Origin of the sequence: Hyphobacterium lacteum (assembly GCF_036330345.1) — a bacterium.
Lineage (GTDB): Bacteria > Pseudomonadota > Alphaproteobacteria > Caulobacterales > Maricaulaceae > Hyphobacterium > Hyphobacterium lacteum.
Window position 1 is genome coordinate 185,098 of sequence record NZ_JAZDRP010000004.1, and the last position, 20,620, is coordinate 205,717.

Genomic DNA, 20,620 nt, shown 5'->3' on the forward strand with positions numbered 1-20,620 from the left:
CACACCCTTAATCGCTTAACGAGCCCCAAATGGAGAATGCACAATTCGTGCAAACTCCTTCACGCTCTTCCTTAAAGCCTGTGTGCGCTGCCGCAATTAAAGCATTGTTGCGGATTGTTACGCAGTCGAAACAGATGAATCAGTTGGCCTGGCGACGCAGAAATGCCGGGATTTCGAGATCGGTGTCTTCACCGTCTCCTCCAAAGAGATCCCCGGTAGCAGGACGGGTTTCTCTAACCTCGTCTTCCATGCGATCTGTCCGGCGCGGCGCCGTCTTCGGGACAGGTGCCATCGGACGCTTGCGGCGGCCGAACAGGGAGAAGGACGGCTTGCGCTCTTCTTCCATTTCCTCGGCGGGCGCTTCGTCCTCAATCCGCGGAGCCGGCTCACGCTGGATACGATCTGCTTCGGCGGCAATCCGTTCCTGATCGCGAATGACCTGAGGCCGTTCATCTGCCTCCATATAAGGGTCATGCTCGATTTCCTCGGAGACCGGATCAGGCATGGAGTTAATCTCAGGCTCCAATTCGCGCTGTGCCTGAGGCGCCGGCTTGTATTCGGCTTTTTCCGGCTGCAGGCGCGCGACTAGTGGGCCATTGCGCGGTGCGGCGGCAGCGCCCGGGCGCTCACCCGCCCCTTCGCGCTTCCACGGCAGGATGCCGGCATGTGGGTCAACCGCAGGTGCGGCTGTACGTTGTTGGGCGCGGCGCGGGTCCATGGCCTGTTGGCGCTCGGCATCAATACCGGTCGCAACGACCGATACGCGCATCGTGCCGTCCAGCGCTTCATCAAAGGTCGAGCCGACAATGATATTCGCATCCGGGTCGACCTGGTTGCGGATCTCGTTGGCCGCTTCATCGACCTCGTAGAGGGTCATGTCATAGCCGCCGGTGATGTTGATCAGCACACCGGTTGCGCCATCCAGAGACACATCGTCCAGCAGCGGGTTGGCAATCGCCGCGTGCGCTGCTTCGGTCGCGCGTTTCTCGCCGGACGCCTCTCCGGTCCCCATCATGGCCTTGCCCATCTCGTTCATCACCGCACGGACGTCGGCAAAGTCGAGATTGATCAGGCCCGGCATGACCATCAGATCGGTAATGCCGCGAACGCCGGAGTGGAGAACATCATCCGCCATCTGGAAAGCTTCGGCGAACGTCGTCTTCTCGGTCGCGATCCGGAACAGATTCTGGTTGGGAATGACAATCAGCGTATCGACATGCTCCTGCAGTTGCTCGATGCCTGAGTCAGCGATGCGCATGCGGCGCGTGCCTTCAAAATGGAACGGCTTGGTGACCACGCCAACGGTCAGGATACCTTGCTCGCGCGCGGCCCGCGCGATCACGGGCGCTGCGCCGGTCCCGGTGCCTCCGCCCATGCCCGCCGTGATAAACACCATGTGGGCGCCGGCCAGGTGCTCCATGATTTCCGGAAGCGAATCCTCTGCAGACTGCGAACCGATTTCCGGCCGCGCACCCGCACCCAGTCCCTCGGTGATGGCAGCACCCATCTGGACCCGGCGCTCGGTCTTGGACCGGGTCAGCGCCTGGGCGTCAGTATTCGCGACCGCGAAGTCGACGCCTTCCAGCTGGGATTCGATCATGTTGTTGACGGCGTTGCCACCGGCACCACCCACGCCAAAAACAAGAATGCGTGGACGAAGTTCAGTCGTTTCGGGGACGGAAATATTCAGGGGCATGGCCGCTCCGTATACGAAGCCTAAAGGTTAATACTGGATTCGCGGACAATGTCCGCCCACAGCGCTTAATTGCGGGTTAAATCCACAGAATTCTTTGTGGAAAATGCCTAGAAACTTTCTGCCAGCCAGCGCCAGACGCTGGACGGCGCCGATGCCGAACGACGGCTCTTGCCCCGGACACGGCCTGCATTCAGCTTCGGCGGCCCATAGAAAGCCTCCGCGGCGCCTCGGGTTTCGCGCAGGATAATACCCGAGACAACAGAGAAGCCGGGACCGCTCACGGCATCCCCCATGCCCGATAGTCCGTGCGGAGCAGCCAGCCGCGCGGACCGTCCGAAAATCCTCGAGGCGAGCTCGCGGGCGCCAGGCAGCTGGGCGGCGGCGCCTGTCAGGACAACGCGGTGGTTCTGATCCAGCCGGCCATCAACATCCAGCTTGTCGCGAAGCAGTTCGAAGGTTTCTTCGAGCCTCGGCCGGATAATGGAATTGAGCATCGAGCGCGGCGCGGAATTCATACGGTCGCCCTCGCCTGTCACCGGCGGCACCTCGATCATCTGCCGATCATCGCTAGGGCTTTCCAGCGCGGAACCATAAAGGATCTTGATCCGCTCTGCCGAGGTCAAAGGTGTCTGAAGGCCTCGCGCCAGGTCACTGGTAACGTGCCGCCCGCCAACCGGCGCTGCGGTCAGGCGCGCCAGCGTGCCATGCGAGAAAACGGCCGCCGATGTGGTCTCGGCGCCCATGTCGATCAGTGTTGCGCCAAGTTCGATCTCGTCATCGGTCAGCGCAGCCAGTCCGGCAGCATAAGGCGACGCCACAACCGCGCGCAGATCGAGATGGCAGGCTTCAAGGCAGTTCAGCAGATTGCGCAATGGACCGACCGGTGAGGTCACGATGTGCATGTTGACGGCGAGATTGCGGCCATACATGCCACGCGGATCGCTGACTTCGTCGCGGCCATCAACGACCCAGGACACGACGATAGCGTGGAGGATCACTTCATCAGGCCGCTGGAATTCAGCGATGGCGGCATCCTGCAATCGGCGCATATCGCGCTCGGTGATCTCGCTGCGCGCAATGGGTGATTCCAGCGTGATGCCCTCACCCCGGGCCCGGGATGCCGTCAGGGCCACGCTGACCTGGCTGACGGCGACACCCGCCATCTTTTCGGCGCGCTGGACGGTTTCCCGGATATTCTTGCGGGCCAGCTCGAGGTCGGAAATCACCCCGCCTTTCATGCCGCGCGCCGACTGATGGCCGACACCGATAATACGCGGGCGCGGGCCCTCTGCAGTCTGCTCTGCCCTGGAGATGAAGCAGACCGTCTTGGAGGAGCCCAGATCAAGCGCGGCGCAAACGCCCGGGCGGTTGGGCGTCCCGCTTTGCACCTTGCTGTTACCGAACAGGTCGAACAAGCTCACGCGTCGCTCTCCCCACCGATACCCGCTTCGCGGGCGCGCTCCGGCAGAGCACGGACAATCATTTCGCCCGGCTGACGCAAATCAATACTTTCCGCATCCAGGCGCAGTACGCCGCGCTGCGAATGCATGGCCGAGAGCAGGGCCAGCGCCGCACCCACCTCGTCTTCCGGCAGTTTGATGTCGAGCCCGTTCGCGAGGCGCAGATTCCAGCGCCGGTCTCCGACCCGGACCATGGCGCTGACGCGGCTGGCAATCTCTTCATGGTGTTCCAGCATTTCGACCAGGGCTTCGGCTTCAGTATTGGCACCATAGCCGACGACAAGTGGCAAATCCGGCCAATCGCTTGCGCTGGCCTCGCCAAGCACCGACCCATCGCGATCGATCACATGGATCTCGCCCTCTACCTGCCAAAGCGCGAACTCAGATCGCGGCTGAATGACCACGCTGATCCGGTTCGGCCAGAGGCGGACGACGCTGGCTTCACGGACCCAGGCGAGCGCTTCGACATCGGCACGAGCAGCGTCGGGGTCAAACGCCAGCATGGGCTGGCCGCGATAGGCAGATATGGCAGCCGCAATCAGCGCGGTTTCGTCGGCCTCGACCCCGGTGATATCGATGGCGTCAATCGCCATGCCAAGGGAAGCCGTCTGTGTCTCGGCCACGCGGCGCAGCGAAGCACCGGCATCATCGAGACCACCGAAAATGAAGAGCCCGCCGACGATCAGGGCAGACAAGGCAAGGCCAAGGGTGGCGACCAGGCGTGCGGCATTGGCGGCGCTGTAACGGGCACCGCGCAACCGGGCTTCGACCCAGTTACGAAAACGCCGCGGCGCGGACGCTGCGGCGGTTTTCTTTCCGGGTGATTTGCGCCGCGTCGGCTTTCGCCGCGCAGGAGCGCGTTTCACCTTGGACATGACGCATCCTCCGCCATCCACTGAACGAGATCGTCAAATTCGATCCCGCTCCATGCTGCCTGCTCAGGCGCAAGGGATGTCGGAGTCATGCCCGGTTGGGTGTTAATTTCAAGTAACCATAGGCCGCCATTCGCTGATTCATCATAGCGGAAATCACTGCGCGTCAGGCCGCGGCAACCCATGGCTTCATGCGCGATGAGCGCCAGGCGTTTGGCCTCTTCCGCAACGTCATGAGGGATCTTTGCCGGAATCTCGTGGACCGATCCGCCCGCGGCGTATTTGGCTTCGTAATCATAGAAGCGGGTCTGCGGAATGATCTCGGTCACGGCCAGGGCCTTGTCGCCCATCACGGCAACTGTGAGCTCCCGGCCGGGAATGAATTTCTCGGCCAGCATTTCGTCACCCAGCGTCCAGTCATCCGCCGCCAGTTCCGCCGGCGGGCGGTTCGAGCCTTCGGGGATAATGAAGACGCCCACAGACGAGCCCTGAGCATTCGGCTTCAGGACATAGGGCGGTTCATACACGTGCTCGCGCGCCGCATCGAGGCGGTTGACCAGCTTGCCTTCCGGGCAGCGAACACCGAATAATTGCAGCACGGCCTTGGCGCGCTGCTTGTCCATGGCGAGCGCCGAGGCCAGCACGCCGGAATGGGTATAGGGCGCGCCATAATGCTCGAGGATGCCCTGGACCTTGCCGTCCTCGCCCCACTCACCGTGCAGCCCGTTGAAGACTACATCCGGCGCGGCTTCATCGAGCTGTTTCGCCAGTTCGCGGGTCGGGTCGATCTCGACCACGTCCCAGCCCTTCCGGCGCAACGCATCTGCGCAGGCCTTGCCGGAGACCAGCGAAACCGGGCGTTCGGCGGACATGCCGCCCAGAAGGACTGCGATACGCTTCGTCATGATGATGTCTCCACGCCGATACGGCGCACTTCCCAGTGCAAATCGATGCCGGTGGCGGCCTTGATGTCGGCGCGGGCGCCCTCGGCCACGGCTTCCAGATCCGCCGCGCTGGCCGTGCCGTCATTGATCAAAAAATTCGCGTGCTGCCTGGAAAAACAGGCGCCACCGATTTTCTTGCCGCGCCAGCCAGTCTGATCGATCAGTTTCCAGGCCTTGCGCTGGTCCGGGGTTCCAGGCGGATCGGGATTCTTGAAGGTCGAGCCGGATGTCTTTTCGCGGATCGGCTGGGTCTGTTCACGTCGTGCCGTGATCTGCGCCATGCGCGCTTCGATAGCGGCGGGATCGTCGGCTTTGCCCTCGAATGTCGCCTCGACGAAAATCCAGTCGTCCGGCGCTTCGGAATGGCGATAGGCATATCCCAGCTCTTCGGGCTGGATGATCAGGCGGCGTCCCATCCGGTCCAGCGCCACGGCCTCGACCAGCACGTCGCAGGTCTCGGTGCCGTAACAGCCGGCATTCATGCGGATCGCCCCGCCGATCGCGCCCGGCACGCCGGTGAAGAATTCCAGCCCCGCAATCCCGGCTTTCGCGGCGGCCTGCGCGACCTTCTTGTCCAGAGCAGCCGCCCCGGCTTTCAGGCGATTGCCGCCAATAGCCTCGACCTTGCCAAAGGGCGCGGTCACGCGGATCACGACGCCAGGCACACCGCCATCGCGGACCAGCGTATTCGAGCCTGCACCGAGGATGTGAACCGGAATATCGTCTGGCGTTTCAGCCAGGAAGTTGGCGAGGTCGGCCTCGTCGGCTGGCAGGAAGAGAACTTCTGCCGGGCCGCCCACCCGCAGCCAGGTCATGTCGGCCAGCGGCGCGTTTTCCAGATATTTGCCTCGGACGGGCGGGAGGCGGTCGGTGAGGCTCACCCCAACTTCTCCAGCTCGCCCGGCAAGGCATAAGCCCAGGCGGTGATATCGCCGGCACCGAGGCAGACAATGATGTCGCCCTCGCCGGCGCGTTCAGCCACGGCCGCCGCCACAGTGTCGCGGGTCGTCGTATGCGCATCGCGGTGACCGTGCGAACGCAAACCCTCGACCAGATGCCCGGCATTGGCGCCTTCGATCGGCGTTTCACCGGCTTCATAGACTGGCGCGATCAGTACGCTGTCGGCATCGTTGAAGCAGGTACAGAATTCCTCGAACAGATCGTGCAGGCGCGTGTAACGGTGCGGCTGGGCGACGGCGATGACCTTGCCGGTCGCCGCCTGACGGGCAGCCCTCAGGACGGCTGCAATCTCGACCGGGTGGTGGCCGTAATCATCAATGATCTCTGCCCCGTTCCAGCTGCCGGTATGGGTGAAGCGGCGCTTCACACCGCCAAAGCCTTTCAACGCCGACTTGGCCGCATCCTCGCCCGTGCCCAGTTCACGCGCGACCGCAATGGCTGACAGGGTATTGAGCACGTTGTGTTCGCCCATCATCGGCAGGAAAACACCGTCCCAGCGTTCGGAATGACCATTGTCGCGGAAGACGACGTCAAAGCGCGAGCCGGCCGGCGTCATTTCCAGGTTTTCGGCGCGGACATCAGCCTGCGGGTTGAAGCCATAGGTGATAACGCGCCGGTCCGTGACCTTGGCGGCCAGCGCCTGGACTTCCGGGTGGTCGGTGCACAACACGGCGAAGCCATAAAACGGCAGACCCTCTACGAACTGGCGGAAAGCAAAGCGCAGCGTGTCGAAATCGCCGTAATGCTCCATGTGTTCCGGGTCGATATTGGTAACGATACCGATGGTGGCGCGCAGTTTCAGGAAAGAGCCATCGCTTTCATCCGCTTCGACAGCCATCCAGTCGCCCTCACCCATCTTGGCGTTGGAGCCATAGGCGGAAATGATGCCGCCATTAATGACAGTCGGGTCCAGCCCGGCAGCATCCATCAGGGCGGAGACCAGCGAGGTGGTGGTGGTCTTGCCATGGGTGCCGGCAACGGCGACCGAGTATTTCAGGCGCATCAGCTCGGCCAGCATTTCCGCGCGGCGCACGACCGGAATTTTCTTCTCACGCGCGGCTTTCAGCTCGGGATTGTCCGGCTTGATCGCCGTCGAGACGACCAACGCCCCGGCGCCATTCACATTCCCGGCGGCATGGCCGATATGGACGGTCGCCCCCTTGTCGCGCAGCCGGGCGACATTCGGGTTCTCCTTGATGTCGGAGCCCTGCACCTCATAGCCGAGATTGATCATTACCTCGGCAATACCACTCATGCCGATGCCGCCAATGCCGACAAAATGGATGGGTCCGACGCGGATGGGCAGAACATTGGAAGGCATGTTGTGTGTCTTGTCCTCAGGCGAGTGCGATCAGGGCTTCGGCGAAGGCTTTTGCGGCGGCCGGCCGGCCCAGCGACCGGGATTTTGCCGCGCGTTCGGCCAGATCATCGGGATTGGCAAGGCGCACTTCAAGCAAGGCTGTCAGTGCTTCGGCATTGAACTGGCGTTCGGGAATGGAATCGGCAGCACCGGCCTCAACGAGGCCTTCCGCATTGGCGGTCTGGTGATCATCGGCGGCGATGGCCAGCGGCACAAAGATCGCCGGGCGTCCGACACAGGCGATCTCGGACACGCTGGACGCGCCCGCGCGGGCAATAACCAGATGACAGGCGGCCAGCCTGTCGGCCACATCGGTGAAGAAAGGCTCGCATACGGCGTCTATGCCGGCTTCGCTGTAAATGTCCCTGGCCATATCCAGGGATTCTTCGCGGGTCTGTTGGGCAACAAGAAGGCGGGAACGTAGCCATTCCGGGAGATCGGCCATGGCTTGTGGCACGGTTTCGGAAAGGATGCGCGCGCCCAGACTGCCGCCCAGAACGAAAACGCGGATCTTGTCATCCATGGACGGGAAAGGTTTTTCCCGCGCTTCGACCAGCGGCGTACGGACAGGATTGCCCAGCACTTTATGGACGGCGTTTACTGGCCGTCGATCCAGCCGATCAAACCCGGAAGCCACAAAGGCTGCATTCCCGGCAAAGACCCGGTTCACCCGGCCCAGCACCGCATTCTGCTCGTGGATGGCAAACGGCACATTCTTCTGTTTCGCTGCCAGCAAGGCCGGAAACGCCGGATAGCCGCCAAAACCGGCCACCATATCGGGCTTCCATTGCTTGATGATTTTGCGGCAGCTCATCAGGCCGGACAGCAATTGCATCCAGGCCGAGACCAGCTTGACCGGGTTTTTCGTGACCGGGCTGGCAGCCTTGATCGGATCAACAGACACGGCAGGGAAACCGTCCGTGTGTTTCATCCCGCGCGCGTCGGTAACGAGGCGGACCTCCCAGCCACGATCCACGAGTTCCTGCGCGGCAGCGCGTGCGGGGAACATATGGCCACCGGTTCCACCGGCAGCTATCAGGGCGCGTCTGGGCATTGTCATGCGCGCAGATACGCGCCGGGCCGCTTGCGGGTCAATGCCAGCATCAGCCCGGCACCCAGCGCCAGTGCCAGCATGGACGATCCGCCATAGGAGATGAATGGCAGGGTCATGCCCTTGGGCGGGATCAGGTCGAGATTGACGCCGATATTGATGACCGCCTGCAGACCGAATTGCAGGGCCAGTCCCGACACGGCCAGCTGCGCGAAATGATCGGTCAGACGCAGTGCGTTCATCCAGGCGCGCGCAACCAGAATGGCGAACAGGCCGATAATGGAAAGCGAGGCGATCAGCCCGAACTCCTCGGCGGCGACGGAGAAAATGAAATCGGTATGCGAGTCCGGCAAAAGGCGCTTGATCGTCCCCTCGCCCGGGCCGACCCCCATAATCCCGCCGCGGGAGATCGCCGCGATAGCGGTATCGGTCTGATAGGTCTCGCCAGCCCCGGGATTAAGGAAACGCTCCACGCGCGTCGCCACATAGGGCAGAAAGAGCCAGGCCGAAATGATGCCGGCCGTGGCCGTCGTGATCAGGCCCAGCATCCAGCGCAAATTGAGACCGGCAACGAAGAATATGCCGCCGAAGACAAGCGTGATCAGGATGGACTGGCCGAAATCCGGCTGCTGCATCAGCAGGACAACGCTGGTCAGGTAAAGACCGAAGGCAATCACGCGGCCCGGAATGGGGGCCCCGTTCCGGGCCTCGGCAAACAGCCAGGCGACCATTACGATCAGCGAGGGTTTGAGGAATTCGGACGGCTGGACCGAGAAGCCGGGGAAGCGCAGCCAGCGGGACGCGCCGCCGACTTCATGCCCCATGATAATTGTCACCCCGACCAGGAAGAGTGATCCCAGCAGGGTCAGCGCGCACAGCCGGCGGATATTCCGGTGATCCAGCGAAGAAACGAAGAGCAGAACACCCAGGCTCAAAAGCGCAAACACACTGTGCCGGTAGAGAAAATAGAAGGGATCGGAGATGTTTTCGCGGACCGTGGCGGCCGGGCTGGCGGCCAGCGAGAGGATCAGGCCGACGCTGATCAGCGCCAGTACGACGAATAGCAGGGTCCGGTCGATCGACTTCCACCAATCGCCAAAATGCCGTGCCTCTATGGCAATCATGCCTGCCCCTTACGCGTTCCCGATCCGGGATTTCACGAGCATGCGGAACACGTCTCCGCGATGCTCGAAATCCCTGAATTGATCAAAACTCGCGCAAGCAGGTGAAAGAAGAATGACCGGCGCTGAACGTCCGCCGGATCCGGCATCGCGCGCGGCGAGATCGAGTGCATTTTCCAGCGTGCCGGCCTCGACGCTGGCGACAGCGCTGGAGAGCGTTGCTGCAAACTCCCCTGCAGCCTCGCCGATCAGATAGGCCTTCTCGATGCGTGGAAAGAAAGGCGCCAGCGATCCGATCCCGCCCTCTTTCTTGCGGCCACCGGCGATCCAGTAAATGTGGTCAAAACTGGCCAGCGCCTTGGCCGTTGCCTCGGCATTGGTCGCTTTGGAATCATTGATGAAGCGAATGCCCTTGTGAGTGCCAACCAGTTCCAGGCGGTGCGCCAGGCCGGGGAAAGTTTCGATCGCGTCGGCGATCTCGTCAGACGGCACGCCCAGCCATCTGACGGCGGCGTAAGCAGCGGCAACATTCTGGGCGTTGTGGGCGCCGGGCAGCGTTACCAGACTGTCCAAATCCAGCACATCGCGGACCGGACCGGACACCGCATCGCGGAGCTTGCCGCCCAGCGCATAAACGCCGTGGCTGAGCGACCGGCCGGAGGAGATCGGGATCACGGTCTGAAGCCGGCCCGCCTTCAGCCGGTTCATGACCCCGGCAGAATGATCGTCATCAATGCCGATAATGGCGGCATCTTCGGCGGTCTGGTTATTGAAGATGCGGAATTTGGCTGCCTTGTAGCCGGCCATGTCGCCATGCCGGTCCAGATGATCCGGCGTGAGGTTAAGCCAGATGGCGACATTACAGCGAAGGCTGTGGACCAGATCGAGCTGGTAGGAGGACAATTCGATCACGAAGACGGTCGAGGCGCGCGGAGGCTCCAGCCCCAGGATGGCAACACCGATATTGCCGCCAACGCGGTAGTCCCGGCCGATCTTCTTCAGGATATGGCCGATCAGCGCCGTGGTAGTCGACTTGCCGTTCGTGCCGGTAATTCCGATGATTTTCGGACGCCTCTCTTCCGGCAGAGCTGCCATGGCCTGTGCGAACAGCTCCATGTCGCCGATCACCGGAACATCTTCTTCCGCGGCGCGTTTCACAAGCCGGTGCGGTTCGGGGTGGGTAAGCGGCACGCCGGGTGACAAAACCAGGGCCCGGATATCCGACCAGTCGGCACGGTCAAGATCCGTCAGGGTCAGCCCGTCGGCCTGGGCACGGGTGCGGGTTTCGGAATTGTCATCCCAGGCCAGCACTCTGGCGCCACCAGCCGCCAGCGCCGCACAAGTTGTCCGGCCGCTGCGTCCCAGACCGAAGACGGCAACGGCCTGATCTTCATATCCGGGAACCGGTATCATCAGGACCTAGCGAAGCTTGAGGGTAGCGAGGCCGATCATGGCGAGGATGACCGCTATGATCCAGAACCGGACGACGATGGTCGATTCCTGCCAGCCCAGTTTCTCGAAATGATGGTGTATCGGCGCCATCTTGAAGACACGCTTTCCGAACAGTTTGAACGAGGCAATCTGAACCATCACGGAGACCGCTTCGAGCACGAAGAGACCGCCAATGATCGCCAGGACGATCTCGTGCTTCACGGCGACAGCAATCGTACCCAGCGCACCGCCCAGAGACAGCGAACCGGTATCCCCCATGAACACCATGGCCGGAGGCGCATTATACCAGAGGAAACCCAGCGACGCGCCCAGCAGAGCGCCACAAAAGACGGCGAGCTCACCTGTGCCCGGCGTGAAATTCAGCTGGAGATAATCTGCGAAGACGTAATTGCCGACGAGATAGGCGATAAAGCCGAAGCTGGCGGCCGCGATCATCACCGGCACGATAGCCAGGCCATCCAGCCCGTCGGTCAGATTGACCGCGTTTGAGGACGCAGCGATCACAATCGTGCCAAAGGCAAGGAAGAGCGCAAAGCCCAACGGGATCAGCAAATCCTTGAAAAACGGCACGGCGACGGACGTCGCATAACCGTCGGGCAGGCCTTCATTCTGACCCAGCAAGTAGACCATCCACCATACGGCCAGTGCACCGATAATAAATTGCAGGAGAAGCTTGGCCTTGCCCGAAAGGCCGGCCGTGGATCGCTGTGTCACCTTGCGGTAATCGTCAATGAAGCCGATCCCGCCATAGCCGACCGTGACAAACAGAACGACCCAGAGATACTGGTTGGACAGATCACCCCACAAAAGCGTGCCGATCACAATGCCCAGAAGGATGAGGAAGCCGCCCATGGTCGGTGTGCCGGCTTTCTCGACAATGTGGCGTTCAGGCCCGTCCTCGCGGATCGGCTGGCCTTCACGCTGCTTCTTCTTCAGCCATCGGATGAAGGGGGCGCCACCGATCATCGCAATGATCAGCGCCGTCATCAGCGCTCCGCCCGTCCGGAAAGTAATATAGTTCAGCAGATTGAAGAGCGCGAAATCTTCAGCGTACGGCAGAAGCAGCCATTCCAGCATGTCGAATTATCCCTGTCCCCGAGCGCCCGGATCGTCTTCCATCAGCATTCGGGCGATTCTGTGAACGCCTGAAGCATTCGATCCCTTGATGAAAACCACATCACCCGGACCGATATAGCGAGCCAGGGACGGCATGAGGTCGTCAGCCGTATCTGCACAGCTGATCAGACGGTCTCCGGCAATTTGTTCTGCCAGTGGCGTCATGCCTTTTCCGGAAAGGAAAATCGCATCTGCACGGGCCTCTTCCAGAGGCCCTGCGAGTGAACGATGAAGGTCCGGTGAATCCGGGCCCAGTTCCAACATTTCGCCGAGAACAGCGATGCGGCGGCCACCGTCCGGCACGGTTGCGCCAAGAATGGAAAGGCCCGATGCCATGGAGGCCGGGTTGGCATTGTAGCTGTCATCGATCAGCGTGAAATAACCACCGTCGATGGCAATCCTGCGTGTTGCTCCGCGGCCGGATGCCGCCTCGATTCCGGCCAAAGCGTCGGCCACCGCTCCGGCATCGACACCGGCAGCAATGGCGGTTGCGAATATCGCGGCTGCATTCCACGCCCAGTGGGCGCCAGTCGCAGGGACACGGAAGTCCACCTCCTTGCCGAGCACACAGATCCGCCCTTTGCCTCCGGCCGGGCCGGTCTCGAAATCACAGATCCGGACAGCAGCATTCGTCTCGCGTCCGAATTCAAGCATGAAGGCCGCCTTGCTGACCTGAGCATGAGCCCGCAGGCGCGGCGCGAATTCATCATCGGACGGAAAAATTGCCACCCCGTCCGGATGCAAACCTTCGAAGATCTCGGCCTTGGCATCCGCGATGGCTTCCATGCTGCCAAGGTTTTCCAGATGAGCCGGCGCGATTTTCGTGATCAGCGCCACATGCGGCTGAACAAGGCCGGAAAGCGCACGGATTTCGCCAGCATGATTCATGCCCATCTCATAGACAGCGCGGTCGACATGGGCGGGCGTCAGGGACAGGGTGAGCGGCACACCCCAATGATTATTATAGGATTTCTGTGATGCATGGGCGCTTCCGACGCTTCTGAAGACACTGGCGAGTGCTTCCTTGACGCTGGTTTTGCCAACACTGCCGGTCACCGCCACGCGGATAGCATCTGACCGGTCGCGGGCATGGATTGCCAGGCTCCGCAGTCCTTCCAGCGTGTCACCAACCACCAGCTTGTTGCCGGGTCCGCAATCGGCGCGCGAGACCAGAGCGGCCGCTGCCCCCCTCGCCATCGCATCCGGCACGAAATCATGACCATCGCGCTGATCCTGCAGCGCCACGAACAAATCGCCCGGCCGGATGGAACGGGTATCGATGGATACGCCGGTCGCCGTCCAGCTGGCCTCGGGATCAAGTTTGCCGCCGGTCGCTGCTGCTGCATCACGGGCTGTCCAGAGAGGGTCAGCCATGAGCGCCTCCCAGCTCGGCGACGGCCTTCCGGGCTTCCTCGCGGTCATCAAAGGGGTGAACGACATTGCCGATCTTCTGGCCCGTCTCATGGCCCTTGCCAGCAATCAACAGCGTGTCACCCGCCTTCATTTGCGAAAGGGCATGGCGAATGGCCGTGGCGCGATCACCGATTTCCTCGGCGCCTATGGCGCCTTTCATCACTTCCGCACGAATGGCGGCCCCGTCTTCCGAGCGCGGGTTATCATCGGTCACAATGGCATGATCAGCCAGTTTCACGGCGATCTCGCCCATTGGCTTGCGCTTGGTCGGATCACGATCACCGCCACAGCCAAAGACGATGAAAATCCGGCCGCGCGTATGCGGACGCGCCGCGCGGATCAGCTTGTCCAGCCCGTCGGGCGTGTGCGCGTAATCGACCAGGATAGGCGAGCCATCCGGCGTTTTCGCTGCCATTTCCAATCGTCCTGGCACGCCTTTCAGCGCCGCCATGGCCTCTATTGCAGCGTCCTGGGCGACACCGGAATAAGCCGCCATGGCTGCAGCGCCTACGGCATTGGCGACCTGGAATTCTCCGACGAGCGGCAAGCGGATACGCTTGACCTTGCCATGGATCTCCAGCGTCACGTCCTGGCTGGCCGCTTTCGGTGTGATCTCCCGGATGCGCCAATCCCGGCCGCGCCAACCGACCTGGATCACGTCCAGCCCGTGAGCGGCACATTTGTCGGCCACGTCACCGCCCCAGTCGGAATCGACATTGATAATGGCGGGCGAACCGGCTTCGGCCAGCTGCAGGAAAAGCTTCATCTTGCTGGCAAAATAGTCTGCAAAATCGGGATGATAATCGAGGTGATCCTGGGTGAGGTTAGTGAAGGCAGTCAGCTTTACCTTTACCCCGTCCATGCGCTTCTGTTTCAGCCCGTGGCTGGATGCTTCCATCGCCAGATGGGTACAGCCATCACGCGCCAGCGCGTCCAGTGCCTTGTGCACAGCCGCGGCATCCGGCGTCGTATAACCGGTCTCGATCCAGCCTTCGCCGCGGGCCACGCCCAACGTGCCCAGGCTGGCACCGTCGATACCGGCGCCGCGCCAGATCTGGCGCAGGAAATCGACGGTCGAACTTTTACCATTGGTGCCGGTCACCGCCGCAATCATTTCCGGCTGACGCGGATAAAAGCGCGCAGCAACCGCCGCGAAGCGGGTGGCCGGATCCACATCGTGAACGGGAATGGCTCCCTCGACCGGGATGCCGGCTTCCGTCAGCACCGCGGCGGCCCCCGCCTTGATCGCCTGGGGAATGAATTGCTTGCCGTGCACCGTCAGACCGGGCAGCGCTGCAAACAGGAAGCCGGGCTCTACGGCCCGGCTGTCCAGCGTCAGTCCGGTGATCTCGATATCCGGCCCTTCAAGCTGATCAGGCGCTATGAGGTCTGAGAGTTTCACTCGTCCGGTCTCACCACAGGTTCGGGGTCAGGCGTCAGTGCCGCGCGCACGAGCGCCGAGCGCGCCAACGGATCATCCTCCTGTTCGACCCCCAGAATCGAGGCGATCCGCGATATGATTTCGCCTGCTGCGGGGGCTGCCGTCCACCCTCCTGTTGCATAGCCATAGGTCGAGGCGTTGCCTTGCGGTTCTTCAAGGATCACCAGAACCACGTATTGCGGATCATCATAGGGGAAGACAGCCGAGAAAGAGGAGATCAACCGGTCCTCGTCATAGCCTCCGCGGGTCGGTATTTCCGCCGTCCCGGTTTTGCCGGCGACGCGAAAGCCCGGCGCGTCGGCGCGTCCACCGGTGCCGTTTTCCACGACTTCGCGCATCAGATCGAGCACGCCCTGGGCTACCTCCGGGGAAATCACCTGTTCGCCTGCGACCGTTTCGCCGGGGCGCACCGGACGCAGGGTCGGGCGGACATAAACGCCATCATTGGCAATCGCCGCAAATGCCGAGGCCACCGCCAGCGGGCTAACCGCAATGCCATGACCGTAGGAGATAGTAGCCGTTTCGGTCGGGCCCCAATGGCGCGGCAAAAGCGGGCTCGCGCTCTCATCGAGTTCCACCGGCGCGCGCTCCAGCAAACGCAGGCGCTGCAGCAGATCGCGCTGCGCGTCCGCTCCGGCCTCCATGGCGATCAGCGAGGATCCGATATTCGAGGAATGGGTGAATATCTCGGCGAGGGTAAGCGCCCGGTTCTCGGCGTGAAAATCCTCGATCGTATAGCCACCGACATGCAGCGGGTTTGTCGCGTCAAATGTCTCGCCCGGCTCGGCAATGCCCTGCTCAAGTGCTAGCGCCACGGTGAAGGCCTTGAAGGTCGACCCCATCTCGTAGCGGGCCTGAAGCGCCCGGTTGAGCCGCTCTCCGGAGGCGGCTTCGCCTGCCCTGTTGGGATCGAAGTCGGGCAAGGAGACAAGGCTGAGGATTTCGCCGGTCTCGACATCAAGGACGATACCGGTTGCCGATTGCGCCTGGAACTCCGCCATATAGCGGCGCAGCACTTCATCGACATGGAATTGCACGCCCATGTCGATCGAAAGCGGCACCGGCCGGCCGCCGTCATTGGTCAGTGCAGAATTGAATGCCTGCTCGGCGCCAGCAAGGCCATCCATGTCACGGCTGGCATGGCCGATGGCATGCGCCGCCAGACGTCCGCGCGGATAAACGCGGCGCGGCTCGGTCCGGAATTCTAGCCCGGGCATGCCGAGTGCAAAAACCGCCTGCCGCTGGCGAGGGGTCAGATTGCGCTGCACCCAGACGAAACGCCGGCGAGACGAGAGATCGGCTGTCAATTCGTCGACATCCAGATCCGGCAATACGGTGACCAGGGCTTCAGCCGTCTCGCGCGCATCCCAAACGAGCTGCGGATCGGCAAAAAGCGACCAGGTTTCCAGCGTCGTAGCCAGCACCTGGCCATTGCGATCGACCAGATCGCCACGCCTGGCTTCGGCCTGGGCCGGAATAGTGGCCACAGCTTCGCTGCCCGTAAAGGCCAGTTCGATAGCGCGGAAGCCCAGCCCGCCAAAGGCTATCACCATGGTGAATCCGATGACAGCCAGCCGGCGGCGAGCATCCTCAATGATCGAGGCGTCTTCGTTTTCAACCCGCAGAACACGGGTCAGATTTTCCGGTGCCGCTTCTGGCAGCGGTCTGGAGTCAGCGTAGGCTTCAAGCGTCCGACGTATGGGGTTGGATTTTCGCCAGAAACGGATCATTGCGGCCCTCCGGCCACGACAACCGTTTCGTCTCCTTCCTCTTGCGACACGGCATAGGCGCGCCCGTGCGGTTCAATCAGCAAGGGGAGATCTGACATGGCCACCTCGCGGCGAGGGTCCAGCGGCTCGAAACCCAGATACTGGCGCGCCAGAGCCCGGAGCCGGTCCGGGTCTTCCAGGTGGGCAATGTCGACGCGTAACACGTTGATCTGGCGCCGCTCTTCGGCGAGGTCGGATTGCATTTCCGCCAGGCGTTCGCGGGCTTCCTGCGCCTCCGTTTTGGCAATGTAAAGGGCCACGGCGAGGACGGATGCCACGATAAAGGCGAGCACGTTCAGGGCGCGGATCATGAGGAAGCCTCCAGCCGGTCTAGTGACGGCGCATTGGGAAACAGGGAAATATCGCCGGGCCAGGCCGGAGCGTCGGTGCGGATGGCAGCCCGCAAACGTGCCGATCGGGCACGCGGATTAACGTTAACCTCTTCCCGGCTGGGCTCGATGGCCTTCCGGGTGAGAAGGCGAAGGGACGGTTCCGGCCCCTTCTCGACTTCCGGCATGTGCCGCGAGCCGCCGGCATTCATACCGGCGCGGGCGCGGAAGAAGGTCTTCACAATACGGTCTTCCAGCGAATGGAAAGTGACGATCACGACGCGGCCCAGCGGTGACAGTAATTCCTCTGCGGCGTGGAGCGCGCGAACCAGCTCGCCCATCTCGTCATTGACGAAGATCCGGAGCGCCTGGAACACCCGGGTCGCCGGATGAGTCTTGCCGGGCTTTCCGCCAATCGCGCGAGCGACGGTCTCGGCCAGCTGGTCGGTAGTCTCGAACGGAACTTCCGCACGCTGGCGGACAATGAAGGACGCGACGCGGCGGGATTTCTTTTCGTCGCCATAGATAAAGAAGATGTCGGCCAGCTCTTTTTCAGAAAGTTGTGCCACAGCGTCGGCCGCGCTCGGCCCCTTGCCGCTCATGCGCATATCCAGCGGACCGGGCCTGGAAAACGAAAAACCACGCTCGGCCTGGTCGAGCTGCATGGACGAGACGCCAAGGTCGAGGACGATGCCATCCACGGTCTCACCACCCGACTGGCGCACAACATCCTTCATGGCCGAAAAGGGCGCTTCGACGAGAACGAAGCGGCCGCCGGACGCCTGTTTCAGGTCTTCGCCAACCGGCCGGACATTCGGATCGCGGTCAATACCGAGGACCCGGCAATTGGCTGCCGACAGGATAGCTCGGCTATAACCGCCCGCGCCGAAAGTGCCATCTATATAGAGGGCGCCATCGCGCGGCTCGAGCGCATGAAGGACTTCATCGAGGAGCACCGGCACATGGCTCATGCTTCCCCCTCCTTTACACGGCGGGGACGGCGCAGTTTGAGCTTGTTTTCCTTGGCGAAGGCGCGAGCCGAACCGGCGCGCTTCTCATAACTTTCCGGATTCCAGATCTCGAAGCGGCGGCCCAGGCCAACAAAGGTTGCCTTGCCGTCCAGACCGGCATGAGCCGCCAGATCCTTCGGCAGCGTGATCCGGCCATTGGCGTCGAACGACAGCGTACGAGCGGCGCCAAAGATGGATTGTTCCAGCGCCTGGCGCGCATCGTCATAGGGATCCATGCCCTCGATCATGTCGAGGTAATCATCCATCAACGCCTGACCGCCACCTTCCAGCCAGGGGCCGTCAAAGCTGGGCCAGACATAGATACCGTCGAAGGGGCCACCCGACACGTTCGAACGGAATCCGGCCGGAACCGAAACACGGCCCTTGGCATCAATTCCGTTTGTGGCGGTCGAGACGAACACTGATTTCCCCTTCCGCATCCCTCTTGCGGTTAACAATGGGATAACATGGGAATTGATGGGAAACAATGGAGAAAGGGTCGAAAACGGCACTTTTTCAGCCTGCCGCGAAGTATTCGCAGACCTTGCTGCGGCGCACCAAAAGAACAGATTAAGAACATATCTGTGGATAGGTGTGGATAAGTAAGGGTCAGGCGGCCTGTAAGCCGGGTTCTGTGCCATTCTTTCCGCAACGGAAAGAACGCGGCGACCATTCCTCTGCGACCCGCCTTGCAGCGGGCCTGACGCGACCTACCCGGATGGCGCAGCAAGGCGTGCGTGTGGCGCGAAGCCACTCCCATCCCTATTCGGTCTTGCTCCAGGTGGGGCTTGCCGTGCCCCCTTCCTTGCGGTCGGGGCGGTGCGCTCTTACCGCACCGTTTCACCCTTACCGGCAAAAGCCGGCGGTCTGTTCTCTGTGGCGCTATCCCTGGGGTCACCCCCGCCGGGCGTTACCCGGCACCTTGCCTTTCCGGAGCCCGGACTTTCCTCCCTTGCACCCTTTCGGGCCACGCAAGAGCGGCCGCCCGGCCGCCTGACCGGCGCCTATGTCGTTGTTTTAGGGCGGAAGGTCAAGATTTCGGCGTAAGCGCCGCGACCGCCGAGATCAGGCTGGCCGTCTCGTCATCCAGAATGCCGTCCACTTTGGCAGGCCGGAAGCGGCGCTGGAAAGCCTCGATCACGGCAGGCTCGCCAGCCGAAAATCCATATCCGATTTGTGAAAGGCCCACCCGGATATCACCGGGTTCTACGGCCACTTTCGGAAAGATCGCACAGCCGGCTTCAGACAGCTGGTTCCAGGGAAATTTCTCGCCAGGATCCTGCTTTCGGCCGGGTGCAATATCGGAGTGCCCGACCACGCGGTGCGCCGGGATATTGTGACGAACCATCAATTGTTTCGTTAGCGAAATAATGACGTCGATCTGGGCTTGGGGATAATCCGGCAACCCGAAATCATGGCCACCATTGACGATCTCGATGCCGATGGAAACCGCGTTGATATCGGTCTCGCCGGCCCATTCCGACACGCCGGCATGCCAGGCACGCTTGCTCTCTTCGACCAGCTGGAAAATCCGGCCATCTTCCTCGATCATGTAATGGGCCGAGACCTTGGCTTCGGAATCGCACATGCGCTGGAGCGCGGCCTCACCGCTTTCCATGCCGGTATAGTGCAGGACAATCAGGCTGACCGGCTTGGCGCGTTCATTGAAATTCGGCGAAGGCGCATGGATGACAGTCAAAGCGATTCCTCGCGGACCAGCGGAGCCTTGGGCAGTTCCCTGTTAGGCCTGGACGCCACGATACCGGCGCCGGCCAGCGTCATCAATCCGCCGATCACCAGTGTCGGGCCGAAATGATCCCCGGTGATCAGCACGCCGGACGCCACACCGATCAGCGGCGCCATCAATGTCAGAGGCGCGACCAGCGTCGTCTCGTATTTCTGCAGCACATAATAGAAAACGCCGTGGCCATAGACATTGACCAGAACGACGGTGAACACCAGAGCCGCGAAGAACATCCACCCGCCTGCGATGACGCTTTGCGTCTGGCCGGTTTCCAGGAGCGCTGTACCCAGCAACAAGACCGGCGAGGACATCAGGCCGATCCACGCCTGTAGCTGCATGGGCTTCATGTCGATGCTACGGATCAGGATCATGGCCACGGAAGCAACAAAGGCCGCCGCCAACCCGTACAGCAGCCCTACAGACAGGGTCATTTCGGCCGGATTGGCGATCACGATCACCACCCCCAGCAGGGCCAGAACAGTGCCCGCCCCGCGCGCCCAGCCTATACGCTCCTTCAACCAGACCACGGACAGGATGGTCACTATCGGAACACCACTTTGCAGGACCAGCGCCATCGCGGACGGCGTCGCCGTTTGCAAGCCAATGAAAATGAAAACATATTGGGCTGCACCCATACCCAGGGCGACACCGGCCAGCCGGCCCCATTGTTTTGGCCATGGCCTCAGGAACGGTATGAGCAAAAGCGCCAGAAACGCGAACCTCAGAAAGGCGAACCCGATTGGCGGAACACCGTCAAAGCCCGGCACCCACCCCGGGGCTCCGGTCACCGCAAACTTCGCGACAACGAAATTCAGCCCCCAGAAGAGGCAGACAAGCATGAAGGCAAGGAAGTCGCGCGGTGACATGCAAGCGGCGTAAACC

18 protein-coding genes and 1 other RNA gene are annotated in these 20,620 nt (G+C 62.0%); all 19 read right to left on the reverse strand.

The features are described 5' to 3' along the window. Positions 1 to 139: 139 nt before the first annotated feature. The 19 genes from ftsZ to V0U79_RS08135 all read right to left on the reverse strand — a co-directional run bounded on the left by ftsZ (position 140) and on the right by V0U79_RS08135 (position 20,604). The gene (gene ftsZ, locus V0U79_RS08045; RefSeq protein WP_330198978.1) at positions 140 to 1,696 is read right to left on the reverse strand and encodes a cell division protein FtsZ; all 1,557 of its coding nucleotides are present in this window, start codon (positions 1,694 to 1,696) and stop codon (positions 140 to 142) included. A gap of 107 nt (positions 1,697 to 1,803) precedes the next feature. Beyond that, positions 1,804 to 3,117, reverse strand: a complete 1,314-nt coding sequence (ftsA, locus tag V0U79_RS08050; RefSeq protein ID WP_330198979.1) for a cell division protein FtsA — start codon at positions 3,115 to 3,117, stop codon at positions 1,804 to 1,806. Further along, complete coding sequence (locus V0U79_RS08055; protein ID WP_330198980.1) at positions 3,114 to 4,031, reverse strand: cell division protein FtsQ/DivIB; 918 nt, start codon at positions 4,029 to 4,031, stop codon at positions 3,114 to 3,116. Before V0U79_RS08055 ends, ftsA begins: the two co-directional genes overlap by 4 nt. Next, a complete protein-coding gene (locus tag V0U79_RS08060) occupies positions 4,019 to 4,933 on the reverse strand; it encodes a D-alanine--D-alanine ligase (protein ID WP_330198981.1) in 915 nt (304 codons plus the stop codon). The genes V0U79_RS08055 and V0U79_RS08060 overlap by 13 nt, the downstream gene beginning before the upstream one ends. Then, on the reverse strand, positions 4,930 to 5,853 hold the full coding sequence (gene murB / locus V0U79_RS08065) for a UDP-N-acetylmuramate dehydrogenase (RefSeq protein WP_330198982.1): 924 nt from the start codon (positions 5,851 to 5,853) through the stop codon (positions 4,930 to 4,932). Before murB ends, V0U79_RS08060 begins: the two co-directional genes overlap by 4 nt. Further along, positions 5,850 to 7,253 (reverse strand): UDP-N-acetylmuramate--L-alanine ligase, encoded by a 1,404-nt coding sequence (gene murC / locus V0U79_RS08070; RefSeq protein WP_330198983.1) that lies wholly within the window; start codon positions 7,251 to 7,253, stop codon positions 5,850 to 5,852. The genes murB and murC overlap by 4 nt, the downstream gene beginning before the upstream one ends. Before the next feature lie 16 nt (positions 7,254 to 7,269). Then, complete coding sequence (murG, locus tag V0U79_RS08075) at positions 7,270 to 8,346, reverse strand: undecaprenyldiphospho-muramoylpentapeptide beta-N-acetylglucosaminyltransferase (protein ID WP_330198984.1); 1,077 nt, start codon at positions 8,344 to 8,346, stop codon at positions 7,270 to 7,272. A 2-nt stretch (positions 8,347 to 8,348) separates the two neighbouring features. Continuing rightward, positions 8,349 to 9,467 (reverse strand): putative lipid II flippase FtsW, encoded by a 1,119-nt coding sequence (ftsW, locus tag V0U79_RS08080; RefSeq protein ID WP_330198985.1) that lies wholly within the window; start codon positions 9,465 to 9,467, stop codon positions 8,349 to 8,351. 9 nt (positions 9,468 to 9,476) lie between these two features. Then, positions 9,477 to 10,877, reverse strand: coding sequence for a UDP-N-acetylmuramoyl-L-alanine--D-glutamate ligase (murD, locus tag V0U79_RS08085; RefSeq protein WP_330198986.1), 1,401 nt, complete (start codon positions 10,875 to 10,877; stop codon positions 9,477 to 9,479). A gap of 6 nt (positions 10,878 to 10,883) precedes the next feature. Continuing rightward, the gene (mraY, locus tag V0U79_RS08090) at positions 10,884 to 11,993 is read right to left on the reverse strand and encodes a phospho-N-acetylmuramoyl-pentapeptide-transferase (protein ID WP_330198987.1); all 1,110 of its coding nucleotides are present in this window, start codon (positions 11,991 to 11,993) and stop codon (positions 10,884 to 10,886) included. A gap of 6 nt (positions 11,994 to 11,999) precedes the next feature. After that, positions 12,000 to 13,406, reverse strand: a complete 1,407-nt coding sequence (locus V0U79_RS08095; protein ID WP_330198988.1) for a UDP-N-acetylmuramoyl-tripeptide--D-alanyl-D-alanine ligase — start codon at positions 13,404 to 13,406, stop codon at positions 12,000 to 12,002. After that, complete coding sequence (locus tag V0U79_RS08100) at positions 13,399 to 14,847, reverse strand: UDP-N-acetylmuramoyl-L-alanyl-D-glutamate--2,6-diaminopimelate ligase (RefSeq protein ID WP_330198989.1); 1,449 nt, start codon at positions 14,845 to 14,847, stop codon at positions 13,399 to 13,401. Before V0U79_RS08100 ends, V0U79_RS08095 begins: the two co-directional genes overlap by 8 nt. Then, the gene (locus tag V0U79_RS08105) at positions 14,844 to 16,616 is read right to left on the reverse strand and encodes a peptidoglycan D,D-transpeptidase FtsI family protein (RefSeq protein ID WP_330198990.1); all 1,773 of its coding nucleotides are present in this window, start codon (positions 16,614 to 16,616) and stop codon (positions 14,844 to 14,846) included. Before V0U79_RS08105 ends, V0U79_RS08100 begins: the two co-directional genes overlap by 4 nt. Continuing rightward, a complete protein-coding gene (ftsL, locus tag V0U79_RS08110) occupies positions 16,613 to 16,966 on the reverse strand; it encodes a cell division protein FtsL (RefSeq protein ID WP_330198991.1) in 354 nt (117 codons plus the stop codon). Before ftsL ends, V0U79_RS08105 begins: the two co-directional genes overlap by 4 nt. Beyond that, entirely contained in the window at positions 16,963 to 17,955 is a 993-nt protein-coding gene (gene rsmH / locus V0U79_RS08115) for a 16S rRNA (cytosine(1402)-N(4))-methyltransferase RsmH (protein WP_330198992.1), read from the reverse strand. The genes ftsL and rsmH overlap by 4 nt, the downstream gene beginning before the upstream one ends. Next, a complete protein-coding gene (locus V0U79_RS08120; protein WP_330198993.1) occupies positions 17,952 to 18,416 on the reverse strand; it encodes a division/cell wall cluster transcriptional repressor MraZ in 465 nt (154 codons plus the stop codon). The genes rsmH and V0U79_RS08120 overlap by 4 nt, the downstream gene beginning before the upstream one ends. A gap of 183 nt (positions 18,417 to 18,599) precedes the next feature. Beyond that, positions 18,600 to 18,991: RNase P RNA component class A (gene rnpB, locus V0U79_RS08125), an RNA gene on the reverse strand. Positions 18,992 to 19,024: 33 nt separating this feature from the next. Next, on the reverse strand, positions 19,025 to 19,693 hold the full coding sequence (locus V0U79_RS08130) for an N-acetylmuramoyl-L-alanine amidase (RefSeq protein WP_330198994.1): 669 nt from the start codon (positions 19,691 to 19,693) through the stop codon (positions 19,025 to 19,027). Beyond that, positions 19,690 to 20,604 carry a DMT family transporter gene (locus V0U79_RS08135; RefSeq protein WP_330198995.1) on the reverse strand — a complete coding sequence of 305 codons (915 nt, stop codon included), beginning with the start codon at positions 20,602 to 20,604 and terminating at the stop codon, positions 19,690 to 19,692. The genes V0U79_RS08130 and V0U79_RS08135 overlap by 4 nt, the downstream gene beginning before the upstream one ends. Between the last annotated feature and the right edge of the window lie 16 nt (positions 20,605 to 20,620).